Source organism: Streptomyces sp. NPDC058195 (assembly GCF_042883525.1).
Lineage (GTDB): Bacteria > Actinomycetota > Actinomycetes > Streptomycetales > Streptomycetaceae > Streptomyces.
On sequence record NZ_JBHVVM010000003.1, the window covers coordinates 387,563 to 403,879 of the forward strand.

At 71.9% G+C, this 16,317-nt stretch carries 17 protein-coding genes; 6 read left to right on the plus strand and 11 right to left on the minus strand.

What is annotated here, in order from left to right:
• Positions 1–2 precede the first annotated feature (2 nt).
• Positions 3–389 (minus strand): urease subunit gamma, encoded by a 387-nt coding sequence (gene ureA / locus ACFVWY_RS05795; RefSeq protein ID WP_389867661.1) that lies wholly within the window; start codon positions 387–389, stop codon positions 3–5.
• A gap of 438 nt (positions 390–827) precedes the next feature.
• On the opposite strand from ureA, the gene ACFVWY_RS05800 reads away from it, so the two are divergent.
• Together ACFVWY_RS05800 and ACFVWY_RS05805 are read left to right on the plus strand one after the other, a co-directional pair.
• Positions 828–965 (plus strand): GNAT family N-acetyltransferase, encoded by a 138-nt coding sequence (locus ACFVWY_RS05800; RefSeq protein ID WP_389867663.1) that lies wholly within the window; start codon positions 828–830, stop codon positions 963–965.
• A gap of 9 nt (positions 966–974) precedes the next feature.
• Complete coding sequence (locus ACFVWY_RS05805) at positions 975–1,127, plus strand: hypothetical protein (protein ID WP_389867665.1); 153 nt, start codon at positions 975–977, stop codon at positions 1,125–1,127.
• Between the two features lie 523 nt (positions 1,128–1,650).
• Here the strand turns inward: ACFVWY_RS05805 and ACFVWY_RS05810 are convergent.
• From ACFVWY_RS05810 to ACFVWY_RS05820, 3 genes are read right to left on the minus strand one after another with little or no spacing between them, the layout of a single operon-like run.
• Positions 1,651–2,343: a response regulator gene (locus tag ACFVWY_RS05810; protein WP_389867667.1), complete on the minus strand. Its 693-nt coding sequence runs from the start codon at positions 2,341–2,343 to the stop codon at positions 1,651–1,653.
• Positions 2,344–2,347: 4 nt separating this feature from the next.
• The gene (locus tag ACFVWY_RS05815) at positions 2,348–3,565 is read right to left on the minus strand and encodes a sensor histidine kinase (RefSeq protein ID WP_389867669.1); all 1,218 of its coding nucleotides are present in this window, start codon (positions 3,563–3,565) and stop codon (positions 2,348–2,350) included.
• 28 nt (positions 3,566–3,593) lie between these two features.
• Complete coding sequence (locus tag ACFVWY_RS05820) at positions 3,594–4,526, minus strand: CPBP family intramembrane glutamic endopeptidase (RefSeq protein ID WP_389867671.1); 933 nt, start codon at positions 4,524–4,526, stop codon at positions 3,594–3,596.
• A 604-nt stretch (positions 4,527–5,130) separates the two neighbouring features.
• On the opposite strand from ACFVWY_RS05820, the gene ACFVWY_RS05825 reads away from it, so the two are divergent.
• A complete protein-coding gene (locus tag ACFVWY_RS05825; RefSeq protein WP_389867673.1) occupies positions 5,131–6,516 on the plus strand; it encodes an MFS transporter in 1,386 nt (461 codons plus the stop codon).
• Positions 6,517–6,571: 55 nt separating this feature from the next.
• On the opposite strand, the gene ACFVWY_RS05830 is transcribed toward ACFVWY_RS05825, so the two are convergent.
• From ACFVWY_RS05830 to ACFVWY_RS05845, 4 genes are all read right to left on the minus strand, one after another.
• On the minus strand, positions 6,572–7,051 hold the full coding sequence (locus ACFVWY_RS05830) for an NUDIX domain-containing protein (RefSeq protein WP_389867675.1): 480 nt from the start codon (positions 7,049–7,051) through the stop codon (positions 6,572–6,574).
• Positions 7,052–7,081: 30 nt separating this feature from the next.
• The gene (gene lnt, locus ACFVWY_RS05835) at positions 7,082–8,668 is read right to left on the minus strand and encodes an apolipoprotein N-acyltransferase (RefSeq protein WP_389867677.1); all 1,587 of its coding nucleotides are present in this window, start codon (positions 8,666–8,668) and stop codon (positions 7,082–7,084) included.
• Between the two features lie 64 nt (positions 8,669–8,732).
• A complete protein-coding gene (locus tag ACFVWY_RS05840) occupies positions 8,733–9,296 on the minus strand; it encodes a hypothetical protein (protein ID WP_389867679.1) in 564 nt (187 codons plus the stop codon).
• A gap of 58 nt (positions 9,297–9,354) precedes the next feature.
• Positions 9,355–10,143 (minus strand): glutamate racemase, encoded by a 789-nt coding sequence (locus ACFVWY_RS05845; RefSeq protein ID WP_389867680.1) that lies wholly within the window; start codon positions 10,141–10,143, stop codon positions 9,355–9,357.
• Between the two features lie 58 nt (positions 10,144–10,201).
• On the opposite strand from ACFVWY_RS05845, the gene ACFVWY_RS05850 reads away from it, so the two are divergent.
• Positions 10,202–11,374 carry a glycosyltransferase gene (locus tag ACFVWY_RS05850; protein WP_389867682.1) on the plus strand — a complete coding sequence of 391 codons (1,173 nt, stop codon included), beginning with the start codon at positions 10,202–10,204 and terminating at the stop codon, positions 11,372–11,374.
• 51 nt (positions 11,375–11,425) lie between these two features.
• Here the strand turns inward: ACFVWY_RS05850 and ACFVWY_RS05855 are convergent, their stop codons facing one another.
• The 3 genes from ACFVWY_RS05855 to ACFVWY_RS05865 form a co-directional block, all read right to left on the minus strand.
• Positions 11,426–12,787 (minus strand): TerD family protein, encoded by a 1,362-nt coding sequence (locus ACFVWY_RS05855; RefSeq protein ID WP_389867684.1) that lies wholly within the window; start codon positions 12,785–12,787, stop codon positions 11,426–11,428.
• A gap of 215 nt (positions 12,788–13,002) precedes the next feature.
• Positions 13,003–13,743, minus strand: coding sequence for a type 1 glutamine amidotransferase (locus ACFVWY_RS05860; RefSeq protein WP_389867686.1), 741 nt, complete (start codon positions 13,741–13,743; stop codon positions 13,003–13,005).
• A gap of 48 nt (positions 13,744–13,791) precedes the next feature.
• On the minus strand, positions 13,792–14,433 hold the full coding sequence (locus ACFVWY_RS05865) for a nucleotidyltransferase domain-containing protein (protein WP_389867688.1): 642 nt from the start codon (positions 14,431–14,433) through the stop codon (positions 13,792–13,794).
• A gap of 413 nt (positions 14,434–14,846) precedes the next feature.
• On the opposite strand from ACFVWY_RS05865, the gene ACFVWY_RS05870 reads away from it, so the two are divergent.
• Complete coding sequence (locus ACFVWY_RS05870; RefSeq protein ID WP_389867690.1) at positions 14,847–15,356, plus strand: DUF6643 family protein; 510 nt, start codon at positions 14,847–14,849, stop codon at positions 15,354–15,356.
• 241 nt (positions 15,357–15,597) lie between these two features.
• Positions 15,598–16,197: a hypothetical protein gene (locus ACFVWY_RS05875; protein ID WP_389867691.1), complete on the plus strand. Its 600-nt coding sequence runs from the start codon at positions 15,598–15,600 to the stop codon at positions 16,195–16,197.
• Positions 16,198–16,317: the final 120 nt, after the last annotated feature.

Below are 16,317 nucleotides of genomic sequence, written 5' to 3' on the forward strand. Positions count from 1 at the left end.
CCTCAGCGGATGGGAGCGGGCAGCGGGGCGGGCTTCGGCGCGCGGATCGGGTCGTAGAGGGTGACGAGCTTGCGCCCGTCGGGGAAGGTCGCCTCGACCTGGAGGATGTCGAGCATCTCGGGCACGCCCTCCATGACGTCGTCGGTGGTCAGGACGCTCTCGCCCCGGCCCTGGGTGTCCCCCTTCCGCTGCTCCAGGGGAACGTCGGCATCGCTCATCATCTGGTCGACGGTGTAGTTGCCCGCCCGTGCCTCCTCGATGACCCAACAACTGATGTACGCCACCGCCTCGGGGTAGTTGAGCTTGACGCCACGCTCCTTGCGATAGCTGGCCAGCATCCCGGCCACGCTCAGCAGCAGCTTCTCCTGCTCTGAGGGAATCAGGTGCATCCGTGCTCCTCTGCGGTGGTGAGAGCGCCCCGGCCTCCAGAGAGACAGCGGCACCATGCGTACCCGGCCCACGCCCGACCGGCCGGGCCCGTCCACCAGGCTCTGCAGGTACGTCCGGTCGGCGAATCCCCCGTAAACAGGTGCCGCCTCTTCGACACGCACCCTGCGGCGCTGAACACCACCGCACCCCCGGCAGTCGCCACTTGGACGAACAGGTGCATCTGCCCGGGTGGACTACGCCTGCGGTTTCCCGGATTCGGAGACGAACATGAGTCGGCAGCGCGATGCGGCTCCACCGGTTCGACAGCCGAACCGTCCCGCGCCGCAGACGATCATCGCGCTACCAGCCAGCACGCTGCCGCGTATCCATACAGCCACCCCCGAAAGGATGACGCTGCGATCATTTGATCGAATCTTTCGCCTGTCACAGCGGGAACCGTGACGTTGTGGCCCCACGGCGCAGACGGCGAGCGCGTCTCCGAGATCGGCTGGGTGATACTGCCGGAGTACCAGGGACGGGGGCCCGGGAAGCAGGGCGTCCGCACGCTGCTTGAGCTGGCCCGCGACGACGGCTGATGGGGGTTGATGCATGCGTTTCAGGCGACAGCCAACGCCCCGTCCAACGGCATCTGCCGCGCCCTCGGCTTCCGGTTCCTGGGCAAGCAAGACGTGCCCTTCGCCGGTCGGGTCCTCCAGACCAACCACTGGGCTATCGACCCTCGCACCGACCTGACCTGATACCGCTCCGCAGCACGTCGGAACCCCGCACAGAGCTTCGGGGGCGTGAGGCATGCAGAGAGTTCCCGTACCTGACTCCCCCATCAGGCAGCGTCGGCACCGGATGGACCGACCGCAAACGCACCGCCCTCGCCCGGCACGTACAGAAGAGCACCACCAGCACCTGCCCCTTCCACCCCCGCATCCGCGCCGGACTCCTACGCCCCCGTCCTGGCACCGACTACGCCCCGGCCTCACCCCGCAGGACACCGCCTTGAACCAGGACGCCCGCCTTGGCGGAGGCGACCGCGCCGCCAGCGATCTGCGCAGTGAGCCGGTCCGGGTTTTCGCGTCATGCAAGTCCCGGAAGGGGGTCCGTCCCGCTTCTGGGTGAGAACGGGTTCCAAGGACCGTTTGTGAGAGCAGTCGCGGGCCGGGCTCCAGCCCGTGCTTCCCTGTCAGGGAGATCGCCAAGGACAGGCGGGGGCTTCGCCCGGTCTGCCGGGTGGGCGGCGCTGCACCCCGGGCGCGCGGCCGTGCCGGTTCACGCCGTACCGGGCACCAGTCCGACCCGGTAGGCGAGGACAACGGCCTGGACGCGGTCGCGCAGGCCGAGTTTCGCCAGGATTCGCGACACATAGGTCTTGACGGTCTCGGGCGTGATGAACATCGCCGCGGCGATCTCCGCGTTCGACAGCCCCTCGGCGATCAGGTGGAGCACTTCCAGCTCGCGGGGGGTCAGTGCCCGCACGACGTCCTGTCTGGCCGGCCGGGAGGTGTCGGCCGGTCGCAGATGCTGGGCGAACCGGCCGATGAGGTGGCGGGTGACGGCGGGTGCCAGCAGGGCCTCGCCCCGGGCGACGGTCCGGATGCCGTTGACCAGTTCCGCCGGAGGCGCGTCCTTGAGGAGGAAACCGCTCGCTCCGGCGCGCAACGCGTCGTAGACGTAGGCGTCGACGTTGAACGTGGTGACGACCAGTACCTTCGGCGTGCCTTCGGTATCGGGACCGGCCAGTTGCCGCGTCGCCTGGATGCCGTCGAGCAGGGGCATCCGGATGTCCATCACGACCACGTCGGGGCGCAGCCGCCGCGCGGCCTGAACCGCCTCGTGGCCGTTCTCGGCCTCCCCGACGACCTCCATGTCGGGCTGCGCGGAGAAGATGGTGACGTAGCCGGTCCGCACCAGCGCCTGGTCGTCGCAGACGAGCACACGGATCGGTGGCGGCGCATCGCTCACGGGGTCACTCCTGAAGGGGCCTGGACGGAATCGTGGCGCGGACCTCGAACCCGCCCTCGGGCCGGGGACCGGCCTCCAGTTCACCATCGAGCATCCGCACCCGTGTACGCAGCCCGGCCAGCCCTCGTCCGCCCGCAGGGCCCGCCTTCCGTGTGCCCGGTGCGGCGACGGGTCCGTCGGTGGTCACCTCGATCTCGATGTGCTCGTCACCGTGCCGGAGCAGGACCCGTGTCGGCTTCCCGGTCACGTACTTCATGGCGTTGGTGAGGGCCTCCTGCACCACCCGGTACGCGGCCAGCTCCACGTCCACGCTCTGTGGCCGCCGCTCGCCGTGCTCGCTGTACTCGACTGGCTGACCCGCCCTGCGGGCCTGCTCGACCAGGTCACCCACCCGTCCCAGGGCGGGTGCCCGGCCCGCACCTGCCAGGTCCTCAGACGCCGACTCACCGGTCGCCTCCAGGACGCCGAGCAGATACCGCAGTTCCGTCAGCGCCCGACGGCCGGTGTCGCTGACGGCTGTCAGTCCCTCGCCGGCGCGTTCCGGCGCGGACGTGAGCAGGAACTGAGCCGCGTCGGCTTGGACCACCATGGCCGTCACGTGGTGGGTGACCACGTCGTGCAGCTCGCGGGCGATCCGCGCCCGCTCGGCGGCCGTGGCCATCTCGGCAGCCAGCCGCCGCCGCTTCGCCTCTTCCGTCCGCCGCGTGCGCACCGTACTCCCCACCAGCCAGACCCCGGCCAGGACCAGACAGAACGCGAGGTAGTCCGGTATCGACTGCGGTGAGCCGAGGCGGTCCAGGACGATGGCCAGCACGGCGTAGCCCACACTCGCCACGACGGCCAGACCGTGGCGGAAGCGGACCTGATGAGCCCCGGCGGAGTACAGGGCCAGATACAGCCCCACACTGGCGGACGTCGTCGTGAAGCCCAGCGCCTGGTGCACGGCGAACGCGCCCGCGACGCCGGTCAGACAGGATGCGGGCCACCTGCGGCGGACCGCCAGCGGCAGGGTCTGGGCCAGAACCAGCCCGACGCTCAGCACGTTCCCCGGCCGCTCGGGCAGATCACCGATCTGCGCACCGAGGTTGGACAGTGTCGGCACGAAGGCCAGCAAGGTGAGCGTCAGGGCGAGGATGCCGTCCTTGAGGAAGGCGTCCCGCTCCTGCCACCAGTCGAGCGGCGCCCGGAGCAGCGGGAGGCTCCAGGGCGCCTGACGGGACATCACTTCTGTTTCCTCCAGCCGGCCTGTCTCAGCGGCCCGTGCGTCGAGGGGACTTGATCCCACTGGTCCGGTGGGCAAGGACAAGCATCGGGACGGCGAGAGCCACGCCGATGAGGACGGGCACAACCGACGTCTCCAGGCCGAAGCTGCCGCCGGTCAGGAGGGTGGAGCCGTGGATGCCGACGGTGAACAGCCCCTCGGGGGTGTGTCCGGAGACCGGAATGCCGAGCAGCTGCTCCGTGGTGTTCCAGGCGAAGTGCAGACCCGCGACGAACCAGATGTTACGCCGCCACAGGAACGCGGCTCCGAGCAGAACGCCCGCCTCCAGGGCGATCGCCAGTCCGCCCCACGCGCTCGCTCCCGGGGCGCCCAGGTGGGCGACACCGAAGAACAGCGAGGTGATCACGATGGCGGCCCGGCTGCCCCACAGCTGCTCCAGGGCCTGCAGGGCAAGACCACGGAACAGCAATTCCTCGGTGACCGCGGCGCCGATCTGCACCACGGCCGTGGTCCAGACGACCGGCATGAAGCCGTTGCCCGCCCAGGAGAACGAGTAGCCTCCGAACGCGGTGATCAGGAGAGCGGACACAAGGATGAAGCCCAGGCCGATCCCGCCGCCGAGCAGCGCCTCCCGGCTGGCCCCGTGCCGGGCGGTCTCCGGCGTGGAACGTCGTGCGACACGGCGCATGACCCACCAGTACACGGCCACCGCGGCGGCTGCGCCCAGCGCCGGCACCGGGCCGGGTCCGGTCGCCGTCAGGCCCGAGACCAGGCCGACGCCAACCATCCCCGTCAGCATCCAGCCGAGCGGAGAGCGCGCGATCCGGCCGAAACGGCCGCCGCGTCCGCCGTGGCCGCCTCGTCCGCCGTGGCCGTCGCGTCCGCCGTGGCCGTCGCGTCCGTCGCGGTCCTTGTCCGGGCCGCAGCCTGTGCCGTGCCGTGTGACGGACGTCGTGCCCATGGTCGCCTCCCCTGTAGGTCGCGCCTTCGGCGACCTGACGACCACGCTAGGAGTCCACCGGCGTCCGCGAATCACCCGCGCATGGACAGCTCCTGTAGCTCTCACGGGGGATGCGCCACCCGCACCCGACTGCTTGACCCGTTCCGCGTCCTCTCCGCCCTCGGTGACCTCCTGAACAGGATGCACGGCCGCTCCTGGAGGGGGAGAGAAAGGCCGGATCGTCCACCCCTGGCCACCCCTGACCAGACGTCGAGGGCAGTAGTGCTTCGTCAGGCCGGGGGGCTGACATGCGGTTTCAGGTCAGCACCACATCAGCACAGGAGTCAGCACGGGAGTCCGCAGAGGTGTCTGCACAGGTGTCAGTACGGGAGTCAGTACGGGAGTCAGCAGCAGGGCGATGAACCATGCCTCACAGCGCAATCCTGACAGGCGCCTGCCAGCCTTCCATTCGGTCCTCGAAGCAGTCTCGGCGTGCCTGTCATAGTGGCCCCGCGCACACCTGGACCGAGAACTATGGTGTCCCGCCACATGTGCCTCTGACCTGCCCATTCCTACGGTGTGGCGACACGAGACCGTCCCCGCCAACCGCCCGGAAGTGGTGTTCATGGCTGCCTCGGCATCCGCCCCGTCTACCAGCCGCTCTCTCAAACGCATCGTCGCCGCGAGTCTCATCGGCACCACCATCGAGTGGTACGACTTCTTCCTGTACGGCTCGGCCGCAGCCCTGGTCTTCAACAAGCTGTTCTTCCCCGAGTCCGACCCGCTCGTCGGCACCCTCCTGTCCTTCCTCACCTACGCGGTCGGCTTCGCCGCCCGGCCGCTCGGTGCCCTGGTGTTCGGGCACTACGGCGACCGGCTCGGCCGCAAGAAGCTGCTGGTGATCAGCCTGCTGATGATGGGCGGGGCGACGTTCGCCATCGGGCTGCTGCCGACCCACGCCACCGTCGGAGCCGCCGCCCCGGTGCTGCTCACCGTGTTGCGGCTGGTGCAGGGCTTCGCGCTGGGGGGTGAGTGGGGCGGTGCGGTGCTGCTGGTGTCGGAGCACGGGGACGCCCGGCGGCGCGGCTTCTGGGCCTCCTGGCCGCAGACCGGCGCCCCGGCGGGTCAGCTGCTCGCCACCGGGGTGCTCTCCGCGCTCACCGCGCTGATGTCCGACTCCGCCTTCGCGGCGTGGGGCTGGCGTATCCCGTTCCTGCTCTCCGGTGTCCTGGTGCTCCTCGGCCTGTGGGTCCGGCTCTCCGTCGACGAGTCACCGGTCTTCAAGGCCGCGCTGGCCCAGGCCGAGGCGCGCACGTCCGCCGCCGGGGCCACGGAGAAGATGCCGCTCGTGGCCGTGCTGCGGCACCACTGGCGCGATGTGCTGATCGCCATGGGCGCCAGGATGGCGGAGAACATCAGCTACTACGTCATCACCGCGTTCGTGCTCGTCTACGCGACCACGGCAGCAAGCCTGAGCAAGCAGACGGCGCTCAACGCGGTACTCATCGCCTCGGCCGTGCACTTCGCGGTCATCCCGATGTGGGGAGCGCTGTCGGACCGGATCGGGCGCAAGCCCGTCTACCTGGCCGGCGCGCTCGGCGTCGGGGCGTGGACGTTCCCGTTCTTCGCGCTGATCGACACCCGGAGCTTCGGGAACGTACTGCTCGCCGTCACTGTCGGGCTCGTCTTCCACGGCGCGATGTACGCCCCGCAGGCGGCGTTCTTCTCCGAGATGTTCGCGACCCGGATGCGGTACTCGGGCGCGTCGATCGGCGCGCAGTTCTCCTCGGTCGCGGCCGGTGCCCCGGCGCCGCTCATCGCCACCGCGCTGCTCGCGGACTACGGCAGCTCGACGCCGGTCTCGCTGTACGTCATCGCCGCGGCCCTGATCACCCTGCTCGCGGTCGGCTGTGCCCGGGAGACCCGGCACCGGGATCTCGCGGACATCGGGGCGGCGGCCACCGACCCGGACGGCTCCAGAACACCGGCGGCGGACGCCCGGACCGCCTGAACACCGTCCGCCGGGCGGGGGCCGTGAGCACGGCCCGCCCGGCGGACGGTGCCGCTCACGGCTGGGCGGTGGGCTCGAACCAGGTGGGCTCGTCGGTCAGGGACTGCTTGATCCGGAACAGGCCGAACTCGTCCAGCGGCGGCAGCGCGTCCACCGAGAACCAGCCCACGTCCAGCGACTCGTCGTCGTTGACCCGGGCCTCGCCGCCGGTCGCCCGGCAGCGGAAGGTCACGTCGAGGTACTGGCAACGGTCACCGTTCGCGTACTGCACGGGCTCCAGGGCCTGGGTGAGCACCACCCGCTCCGCCACACAGCGCACCGCCGTCTCCTCGAACACCTCGCGCTCCGCCGTGGCCGCGGGCTGCTCGCCCGGCTCGCAGATACCGCCGATGACCGCCCACTTGCCGGTGTCGGTGCGACGGCCCAGCAGCACCCTGCCCTCGTCGTCGAAGACGATGGCGGTGACCCCCGGCAGCAGGAGCAGTTGCTGACCCGCGGTGGCGCGGATCTCACGGATGAAATCAGGAGTGCTCATGGCCCCGACCCTACGTGGTGCGGATGACGGTCACCGACCGCGCCGGGCGCGTACCGTGCGCAGGGCGACCAGGCCGAGTCCGGCCGCGGCGATCAGCACGAGCACGCCTTCGGGAAGCGTGCCCATCCGCGTCGCGGGCGTCAGCGAGGACCGCAGCGGCACCTCGTCCACGAGCGCGTCCGGGGTGAACTGCTTCGACTGCTGGACGATCGTCCCGTCCGGGCGGATCACCGCGCTGACCCCGCTGGTGACGGGGACGACGACGGACCTGCTGTGCTCGACCGCCCGCACCCGGGACATGGCCAGCTGCTGGTAGGTCATCTCGCTGCGGCCGAAGGTGGCGTTGTTGCTGGGTACGGCGATCAGCTGGCCACCGTGCGTGACGGTGTCCCGTACGGCGTCGTCGAAGGCGGCCTCGTAGCAGGTCACGAGCCCGACACTGGTGCCCGCCAGATCGAAGACGCCGACCTTCTTCCCGGGTCCGAACTCGCGCTGTACCCGGTCCACGTCCGAGCTGAAGACCCGGGCGACCGACCGCATCGGCATGTACTCGCCGAACGGCTGGATGTGGCGCTTGTCGTAGGTGTCGACCGGGCCCTTGTCCGGGTTCCACTGGATCAGGGTGTTGCGCAGGTTTCCGCTGTCGGGCGCGACGACCGCCCCGACCACGGTGGGCACGCCGATCGCCTTCACCGCCTCGTCGATCAGGATCCGGGCGTCGGCGTTACGGTACGGGTCGAGGTCGGAGGAGTTCTCGGGCCACAGGACGAAGTCCGGCTGCGGGACCTTGCCCTGCTTCACCTCCCGGGCGAGCTGCTCGGTGCGGCGCACATGGTTGTCGAGGACGGCGCGGCGCTGGGAGTTGAAGTCGAGTCCGAGCCGTGGCACGTTGCCCTGGATCGCGGCGACGGTCGCGGTGCCGTCCTCGGCGGAGGCATCGACCAGGGGCAGCGCGGCGAAGGCCCCGGCGACGGGCACGAGAACGGTCGCGGCAGCGGCGGCGACGGCGCCCCGCGGCAGGACGCCGGTACGGCGGTACGCGCGGAAGCGGAGGACCGCTTCGCACAGGCCGAAGCCGCACAGCACCACCGCGAAGGAGAGCAGCGGGGTGCCGCCCAGGGCGGCGAGCGGCAGGAACACGCTGTCGGCCTGGCCGAACGCGATCTTTCCCCAGGGGAAGCCGCCGAACGGCACCCGGGCCCGCACCGCCTCGTCGAGCACCCAGACGGCGGCGGCCCACAGGGGCCAGCAGGCGAGCCGGCTGACGGCGGCGATCCCGGCACAGCCGACCGCGATGAACAGCGCCTCTGCGGTGGCGAGGGCCAGCCACGGCACCGGGCCGACGTCTTCGCCCGTCCAGTGCAGCAGCGGCAGCATGAAGCCCAGACCGGCGAGGAGTCCGAGCCCGAACCCGGCCCGCAGCCGCCTGCCATGCAGCGCCCAGCCGAGCAGGGCGAACCCGGGCAGGACCAGCCACCACAAGGGGCGGGGCGGGAAGCTCAGGTAGAGCATGACGCCCGCGATCACGGCGGCGGCAGGTCGCACGAGGCGCTGTCTCCGGGACACGGGGGCGGAAACCGGCTGCGCGGCTCCGAGAGGGGTGATGGTGGCGCTCACCCGGCGGAGTCTACGGTGGGCGGCTGTGGGCCCGGGAGACCCTCCCGTCCGGAAGTGCCCCTGGTCAGGCTCCGGCCGCCGCGCCGCCCGTGGTCAGACGCAGACGTTCGCGGATGAACCGTACGCCCGCCTCGGCGTCGTCGACCGTGATGGTGAACGTCCGGCCGTCGCCGAGCCGGAGCACCAGGCCCTCGCCCCTGCGGACCACCACGGCCGTGCCCTGCTCGGGGCGCCAGCGATAGCCCCAGCCGCCCCACTGGCGCGGGGTGACCTCGGGGACGAAATCGACGCCCACCACCTGGGTGAGCAGGATCCGGCGGCGGGGCACGCCCATGTGGCCGCAGCGCACCTCCAGGGCGTCCCGGTCGATCCGGACGGCCACGTTCACGAAGGCGAGGGTGCCGAACAGCATGAGGAGTCCGGCGGCGACACAGCCGACCACGGACATCATCAGCGCGACGGTCCCGGCGGTCCAGCTGGAGCTGACGGCCAGCTCGACCCCGAGCGCCAGACAGGCCGCGCCCGCGACCGCGAGCACCCACTGGGCCCGGTTGGTGGCCCGGCCGGTCCAGACGGCGGGGTGGGGATCTGTTCCGGTGTGCCGGGGCTTTCGGGAGTCGTCCCTCATGTCAAGCAGCGTACTCAGGATCGTGCACGCCGGGCGCGGCCGAGCGGCCCCCGCACGGTCAGCGGACCGGGCTCACGGATCCCAGCAGCAGCCCTTCCGGGTAGGCCAGCGCGGCTCCCGGGAGCTCCACGGCGCGGCCTCCGACGAGCACACGGACCGCTCCGGTGGATTCGGCCGACGGAGCGGGTTCGGCCCCGATCCGGCGCAGTGCCTGGGCGGCGACGGCCCCGGCCGACCCGTACAGCGCGACGGGCGGCAGGCCGGGGCGGCCGACGGCGGCGCGGATGCGCTCGGCGACCAGCTCGTAGTGGGTGCAGCCGAGGACCACGGCCCGGACATCGTGCGGGGTGCGGGCGGCGGCCGCGGCGACGGCCCGGTCGATCGCGGTCTCGTCGGCGTTCTGCACGGCGTCGGCGAGACCGGGGCAGGGCACCTCCGTGACGTCCACGGCGCGGGCGAATTCCGCGATGAGCCGGCGCTGGTACGGGCTGCCGGTGGTGGCGGGCGTGGCCCAGATGGCGACGGGGCCGCCCACGGCGACGGACGGCTTGATGGCCGGGACGGTACCGATGACCGGCAGCGCGGGTTCGAACGCGGCGCGGAGCGCGGGCAGGGCGTGCACGGAGGCGGTGTTGCAGGCGACGATCAGTGCGTCCGGCCGGTGTGCGGCGGCGGCACGGGCCACGTCCAGCGCGTGGGCGGTGACGTACTCGGGCGTACGCGGCCCCCAGGGTGTGTGCTCGGGGGCGTCGGAGGAGAGCACCAGATCGGCGTCGGGCCTCAGTCGGCGTACTGCGGCGGCCGCCGCGAGGAGGCCGAGTCCTGAGTCCATGAGCGCGATCTTCACCCAGTCACCATAGTCGACCGCTCGTGCGGTTCCGCCCCGGTGGGGCAGACTGCGGCGAATGAGCGCCGTTGCCTGGATCGCCGTGGGTTCACTGGCCGCGTGGGTGTGGCTGCTGCTGGGACAGGGGTTCTTCTGGCTGACCGGCCAGCGGCTGCCCCGTCGGCAGGACCCCGGCCGCTGGCCGTCCGTCGCCATCGTGGTGCCCGCACGTGACGAGGCCGACATGCTGCCGGTGAGCCTTCCGGCCCTCCTGGCACAGGACTATCCGGGGCGGGCGGAGGTCTTCCTCGTCGACGACTGCAGCACGGACGGCACGGGGAACGTCGCCCGTCAGCTGTCCGTGAAGTACGGCGGGCTGCCGGTGACGGTGCTCTCGCCGGACGAGCCCGAGGCGGGCTGGACGGGCAAGCTCTGGGCGGTACGGCACGGAATCACCCGGGCCCGGGTGCGGAGACCGGCGTACCTGCTGCTGACGGACGCCGACATCGCGCACGAGCCCGACAGTCTGCGCGAGCTGGTCGCCGCCGCCGAGTCGGGCGGCTACGACCTGGTCTCGCAGATGGCCCGGCTGCGGGTGTCGAGCGGATGGGAGCGGCTGGTCGTTCCGGCCTTCGTGTACTTCTTCTCGCAGCTCTACCCGTTCCGGTGGGTGAACCGGGCGGGTGCGCGGACGGCGGCGGCGGCCGGTGGCTGTGTACTGCTGCGGACCGAGGCGGCCCAGCGGGCGCGGGTACCGGAGTCGATCCGGCAGTCGGTGATCGACGACGTGTCACTGGCCCGGGCGGTCCAGCGCAGCGGCGGGCGGATCTGGCTGGGGCTCGCCGAGCGGGTGGACAGCGTGCGGCCCTATCCGCGGCTGGCCGATCTGTGGCGGATGGTGACGCGGAGCGCGTACGCCCAGCTGCGGCACAGTCCGCCGTTGCTCGTGGGGACGGTGCTGGGGCTCGCGCTGGTCTATCTCGCGCCGCCGCTCACCCTGACCGCCGGGCTGCTGGCCGGGGACGCGGCGGCGGCGTGGGCGGGCGGCCTGGCCTGGGCGGTGATGACCGGGACGTATCTGCCGATGCTGGGCTACTACCGGCAGTCGCTGTGGTGGGCTCCGCTGCTGCCGTTCACCGCCGTGCTCTATCTGCTGATGACGGTCGACTCGGCGGTGCGGCACTACCAGGGCCGGGGCGCGGCCTGGAAGGGGCGTACGTACGCCCGTCCCGAGGCCGCGCCGGAGCGGTGAGCGGAGCCGGTGGCAGGCCGGTCCGGCAGGGCCTGCCGGACCGCCGGGGGATCATTTGCGGCCGGGCGTCCAGTTCATGCCCCACCCGTAGGCGTAGTCGATGGTGCGCTGCGGGCTCACCCCGCGCTCGGGGACGAGGTAGCGGGCCTCGCGCTGGACGGTGAAGTCTCCCCCGTTGTTCGTCAGCAGGGCCAGGGCGCAGACGGTGGAGGGGACGGTGCACTCGTCGAGCGAGAAGTCGATCGGCGCGCCGTTCTGGGGCTGGAGCGTGACGGTCGCGTGGAGATCGGCGAAGCTCCGGGCGCCTTCGTAGATGGTGACGAAGATCAGGACGCGCCGGAGCTTGTTCATGTGGTCGAGGTTGACGGTGAGGTTCTCGCCGGTGGAGACGGCGCCGGTGCGGTCGTCCCCGTCGAGATGGATGTACGGAGGCTGCTGGAGGGCGCCGAAGGCGTTCCCCAGGGCCTGGACGACGCCCTTGCGGCCGTCGGTCAGCTCGTAGAGGGCGCAGAGGTCGAGGTCGAGGTCCGCGTGCTGGGCGACCGCCCTGCCGAGCTTGCTCGCCCAGCCCTTGAACTGTTTGCGCACTTCCCAGTTGAGATTGACGCGGAGCGCGCCCGACGTGCCGCCCTGTTTGGCGAGGGAGACCCGCGGTGCTTCCTTGGTGAGCGTCACCTTGGAGAGGCGGACGGGGGCGGCCGGGGGCGCGGCGGGTGCCGGGGGCGCCACCGGCGGGGCGGGCGGCATGGGCTGGGGCGTCGTCGCGCTCTGCGTCTGCGGGGAGGCCCAGGACGACTGGGGCGGCTGGTACGTCTGAGGCGTCTGCGGCCGGTGGGGCTGCGGATGCTGAGGGGACCGCGGGTGCTGGGGCGGCTGCGGTTCGTCGACGGAGATCCCGAAGTCGGTCGCGAGGCCTTCGAGACCGGTGCCGTATCCCTGGCCCACGGCCCGGAACTTCCAGGCACCCTGGCGCCGGTAGAGCTCGCCGAGGATGAACGCGGTCTCGACCGTGGCGTCCGCGCTGTCGAAGCGCGCGATCTCCCTGCCGTTCGCCGCGTCCGTGACCCGTACGTACAGTCCGGACACCCGGCCGAAGGTGCCGCCGTCCGCGGAGGCGGCGAGGACCACGCGGTCGATGGCGGGCTCGACGCGGGCGAGGTCGACCGCGAGGTTGTCCGTCATCCCCTCCGCGGAAGGGCGCTTGCCCTCGTGGCGCACCGCGCCGGAGGCATGCGCGGGCTGGTTGTAGAAGACGAAGTCGGCGTCATTGCGCACCTTCCCTGACACGAGAAGGAGCGCGGAACCGTCCACGTCCGGTGTCCCCGGGGAGGCACGCCACCCCAATTCGACCCGCACGGCCTGAGCCGGCACCGGAACATTGGCCCCTTTTAGCATGGTCATGCTCGCCCCCATCGCGAGTCCGGCTGCCCAAAATCTTTTCTCCGCCAACCTAAACCCCCGAACCGCCGCACGGGGTGCGAAGGCCCGCCCGCGTCCCGGCGGGCTCCCCGCGCGCCTGGCCCGGTTCGTCGTCCTCCCGCGGCCGGGGCGCCGCGGACCGGCGGCTGCCGAGCACGCGGACGTGGCGCGCGGCGTCGATTCGGCGCCCGTCGGCTGGTGACACCGGGTCAGGGCCCTGGTTTCCGGGCCGTCCCGGTCACGATGTCCGCGAAGCGGTGGGCGACGGTGCGCCAGGTCTCGGTGGCCGCCGGTTCGTCCCGCAGCGCCCGAGCGTGCAGGGTCTGCGGGGTGGGCGCGCCATTGCGGTGCAGGCGGTCGCTGTTCCAGCCGCGGATCCGCTCGGCGGTGTTCTCCGGGTGGAACTGCACGCCCCACGCCGCGGAGCCGATGCGGAAGGCCTGGTAGGGGCAGTGCTCGCTGCGGACCAGCCAGTGGGCGCCCGCGGGAAGCGCGGTGATGGCGTCGACGTGGTTCTCGATGGCCGACACGTGTGCGGGCAGCCCGTGGAACAGCGGGTCGTCGGACGCCTCGGGACGCAGGTCGAGCCGGGTACTGCCGAACTCGGGGGGCCCGTGGTGCCCACGCACCTCGCCACCGGCGACATGGGCGAGCATCTGGCCCCCGAGACAGATGCCGAACACCGGCGTCCGCTCGGCGAGTGCCTGGCGTAGCAGTGCCCGGACCGCGGGCAGCCAGGGCGCGCGGACATCGTCATCGGGGAGGAAGGCGCCGCCGAGCACGACGAGCGCGGAGTCCTCCAGCCGGTCCGGGAGCGGGGCGCCCTCGTGGGCCCGGACCACCCGCACCGTGACGCCCCGCTCCGTCAGCCATGCGGCCCAGCGCCCCGGTCCTCCTCCGGAGACGTTCTGCACCACCAGTGCCGTGGCTGTCACGCCGGTGCCGCTCATCGCGCCGCTCCTTGTCGTCGTCCGCGCCGTGGTGCGCGGCGGGTCCGTCTACCGTTCCGTCAGTTCCGCCAGCCACGCGTGTGCGGGGTGAACGCGCTCCAGCCATGCGCTCAGGCGGTGCCGTCGCGCCCGGTCCAGCAGCGGCAGCACCCCGTGGAAGTCCGCCTGGTCCTTGGGCCGCGCGGCCTTGGCCTTGAACAGCAGCACCAGTTCTGGCAGCAGATAGGGGATGCCGTCCGGTGTGTGCCCGATGACCTCGTCGTAGGGCAGCCGCAGTTCCGGGTCGCGACGGCAGATCCACAGCGCGCCCTCGTGCGGCTCGCGGAACACGTCGAACAAGAACTGACCGCTCGCCGGATCCCGCGCCCATGTCTGGTGCGTGGCCGCCAGAACCTCGGCTCCCGCCGCCTCCCAGATACGCCCCGAACCGACCGCGTCGAAGACATGATCGGGGAATCGGGCCCGAATCTCCGGAAAATCCGCTGCGGGCGCCGCGATCTCCAGATCGCCATGCGCCCGCGATTGCTCCCCGCGGAACAGATCCAGCGCCCAGCCGGCCGCGACGCACCACGGTGTATCGATTCCGCGCAGCCGCTCCGCGATCTGCTCCGGTCGCCAGGCATCCGACCATCGGGCTTCCAGTTCGTCCGCACCGGCCACGATGCCACCAGGTGGCGGGAGTTCAGTCATCGGGCCACGATACTGCGGGGATGCCCCCGACCGCTGTCATCGCGGTCATGACAGCTCGCCGAACTTCCGCTTCGCATGTGCGGGTTGTCGTCGTATCACCGCTACCGGACCGATCAAGCACCCGTGCATACCTCACAGAAATTTTACCGGCTGAACTCTTTCCCGCATTTACCGCTCCGGTGAAAGCGTTCGGAGCCGGCATCCTCCGCCCCGGAGAACGCCGCGCGGATGTCACCCTTTGCGGCCCGGCGGCCACTATTCGTGAGCCGTGCGGCCCGCCACCGTAAAAGGGCCGCCGTTCACGGCGGATATAGCGATGCTTCAGCAGCTCGCGCCGACAGAATCAGCGTAAATCGGATGACCCCGAGATGGGGACTCCCCAACCGGCACATCGTGGGCTTAACTTAGGTGTCATGACGTCCCCCCGCTCCACCTTCGGCGGCGGCTACTACGCCGCACCGTCGTTCCCCGACACTCCGATCTACGACTCCCTGGTCGCGGAGCGGGGCACCCCTCAGATCGCTCCGATCCGAGTCCCGGCCGCCTACGACACCGGCAACAGCTATCTGCCCGCCCTCCCGGCGGCGTTGCCGGCCCTTCCCGCGGCCCCCACCCCTCCCGCTCCGTCGTACGGCTACCCGCAGCCGGCGTCCCCCCAGGGGTACACGCCGATGCAGCCCGCGCCGGTGCAGCACGCGCCGCTGCAGCACGCGCCGGCGCCGTACATCCCGCAGCAGCCCGTCACGGCACGCGGCGGTTACCCCGCGCCCCATCCCCAGCAGCCGCAGCGGCCCGTGCAGGGCACCGGCTACGAGGCGATGCGCCCGGCGGCACCGCGCCCCGCGCCCGCCCCTGCGCCCCGCCCGGCCCCGGCGCCCTACGAGGATCCGTACAACCGCCCCTACCAGGGCCGGGGGTACTGATCCGGCGTCACACACGGCCGTACGGAGCCGCTGGCGAGCCATGGGGACTCGGCAGCGGCTTCCGCGTTCCCGCACCGGACGGTTCGTCAGCCGGACGGAGAGGAGGAGCGGGGACGCGTGAAAGTGCTGCGGGCGCCGGACGGGAGTGAGGCCGCGTTCTCGCCCCGCCGCGCACGCATGAGGTGACCCGTACCGGGCTGAGACGGATACGGACGGAAGGGGGCGTGGGACGGTGCGAGCGGTGACGGGTGTATGGCGCTGGCGGGGCAATCGCCTGCGCCGCGCGACCGACCGGCGCGAGGCGTGGGCGGCGCTGGCCGCGCTGCTCCTCATGGTGCTGGCGGCGCCCGCGCTGGGCTGGGTGTGCGGAGCGCGGACCGACGACTCCCTGCAGGAGTCGGTGCGGGCCCAGCGGGCCGGGCGCCACGCCACCACCGCCGTCGTGGTGCGCCGGTCGCCGCAGGGCCCGCGCCCCGCCTCCGGTCCCGAGACGTCCTCGCAGCGCTCCCGGCAGACCCTGGTGGTCGCGCGCTGGCGGGCCCCGGACGGCACGAAGCGGCAGGGCACCGTGCCGGTCCGGTCCTGGCGCACCGGCCCCGGCGCCCGGGTAGAGCTCTGGACGGACCGCGAGGGCCGCCCCGTCCCCCGTCCGATGGACGCGGCCACCGCGCACGCCCACGCGGTGCTGGCCGGGGTCGGTACCGCGCTGCTCGCGGCCGGCGCGGTCGAGGCCGTCCGGCAGCTGGTCGTCCGGCGCATGCAGAAGACGAGGTACGACCGGATCGACCAGGAGTGGGCCAGGACCGGTCCGGACTGGGGCAGGACCGGGACCGGCATCTGATCGGCTGCTGATCGGGGCAACTCCCGCCCGCCGCGCGCGCTACGGTGGACCGGCCCGCCCGGTTTCCCGGTGGGCGGTCCCGGGACTCACCGCTGCCGGAAGGCCGGTGACACGGGCACC

Coding starts and splice junctions, on each gene's coding strand:
- ACFVWY_RS05860 (WP_389867686.1), bottom strand. CDS start 13,743: ATGAGCGGCACCGGCGTGACAGCCACGGCACTGGTGGTGCAGAACGTC.
- ACFVWY_RS05865 (WP_389867688.1), bottom strand. CDS start 14,433: ATGACTGAACTCCCGCCACCTGGTGGCATCGTGGCCGGTGCGGACGAA.
- ACFVWY_RS05820 (WP_389867671.1), bottom strand. CDS start 4,526: ATGGGCACGACGTCCGTCACACGGCACGGCACAGGCTGCGGCCCGGAC.
- ACFVWY_RS05825 (WP_389867673.1), top strand. CDS start 5,131: ATGGCTGCCTCGGCATCCGCCCCGTCTACCAGCCGCTCTCTCAAACGC.
- ACFVWY_RS05840 (WP_389867679.1), bottom strand. CDS start 9,296: ATGAGGGACGACTCCCGAAAGCCCCGGCACACCGGAACAGATCCCCAC.
- ureA (WP_389867661.1), bottom strand. CDS start 389: ATGCACCTGATTCCCTCAGAGCAGGAGAAGCTGCTGCTGAGCGTGGCC.
- ACFVWY_RS05830 (WP_389867675.1), bottom strand. CDS start 7,051: ATGAGCACTCCTGATTTCATCCGTGAGATCCGCGCCACCGCGGGTCAG.
- ACFVWY_RS05855 (WP_389867684.1), bottom strand. CDS start 12,787: ATGGGGGCGAGCATGACCATGCTAAAAGGGGCCAATGTTCCGGTGCCG.
- ACFVWY_RS05805 (WP_389867665.1), top strand. CDS start 975: ATGCATGCGTTTCAGGCGACAGCCAACGCCCCGTCCAACGGCATCTGC.
- ACFVWY_RS05850 (WP_389867682.1), top strand. CDS start 10,202: ATGAGCGCCGTTGCCTGGATCGCCGTGGGTTCACTGGCCGCGTGGGTG.
- ACFVWY_RS05870 (WP_389867690.1), top strand. CDS start 14,847: ATGACGTCCCCCCGCTCCACCTTCGGCGGCGGCTACTACGCCGCACCG.
- ACFVWY_RS05815 (WP_389867669.1), bottom strand. CDS start 3,565: ATGTCCCGTCAGGCGCCCTGGAGCCTCCCGCTGCTCCGGGCGCCGCTC.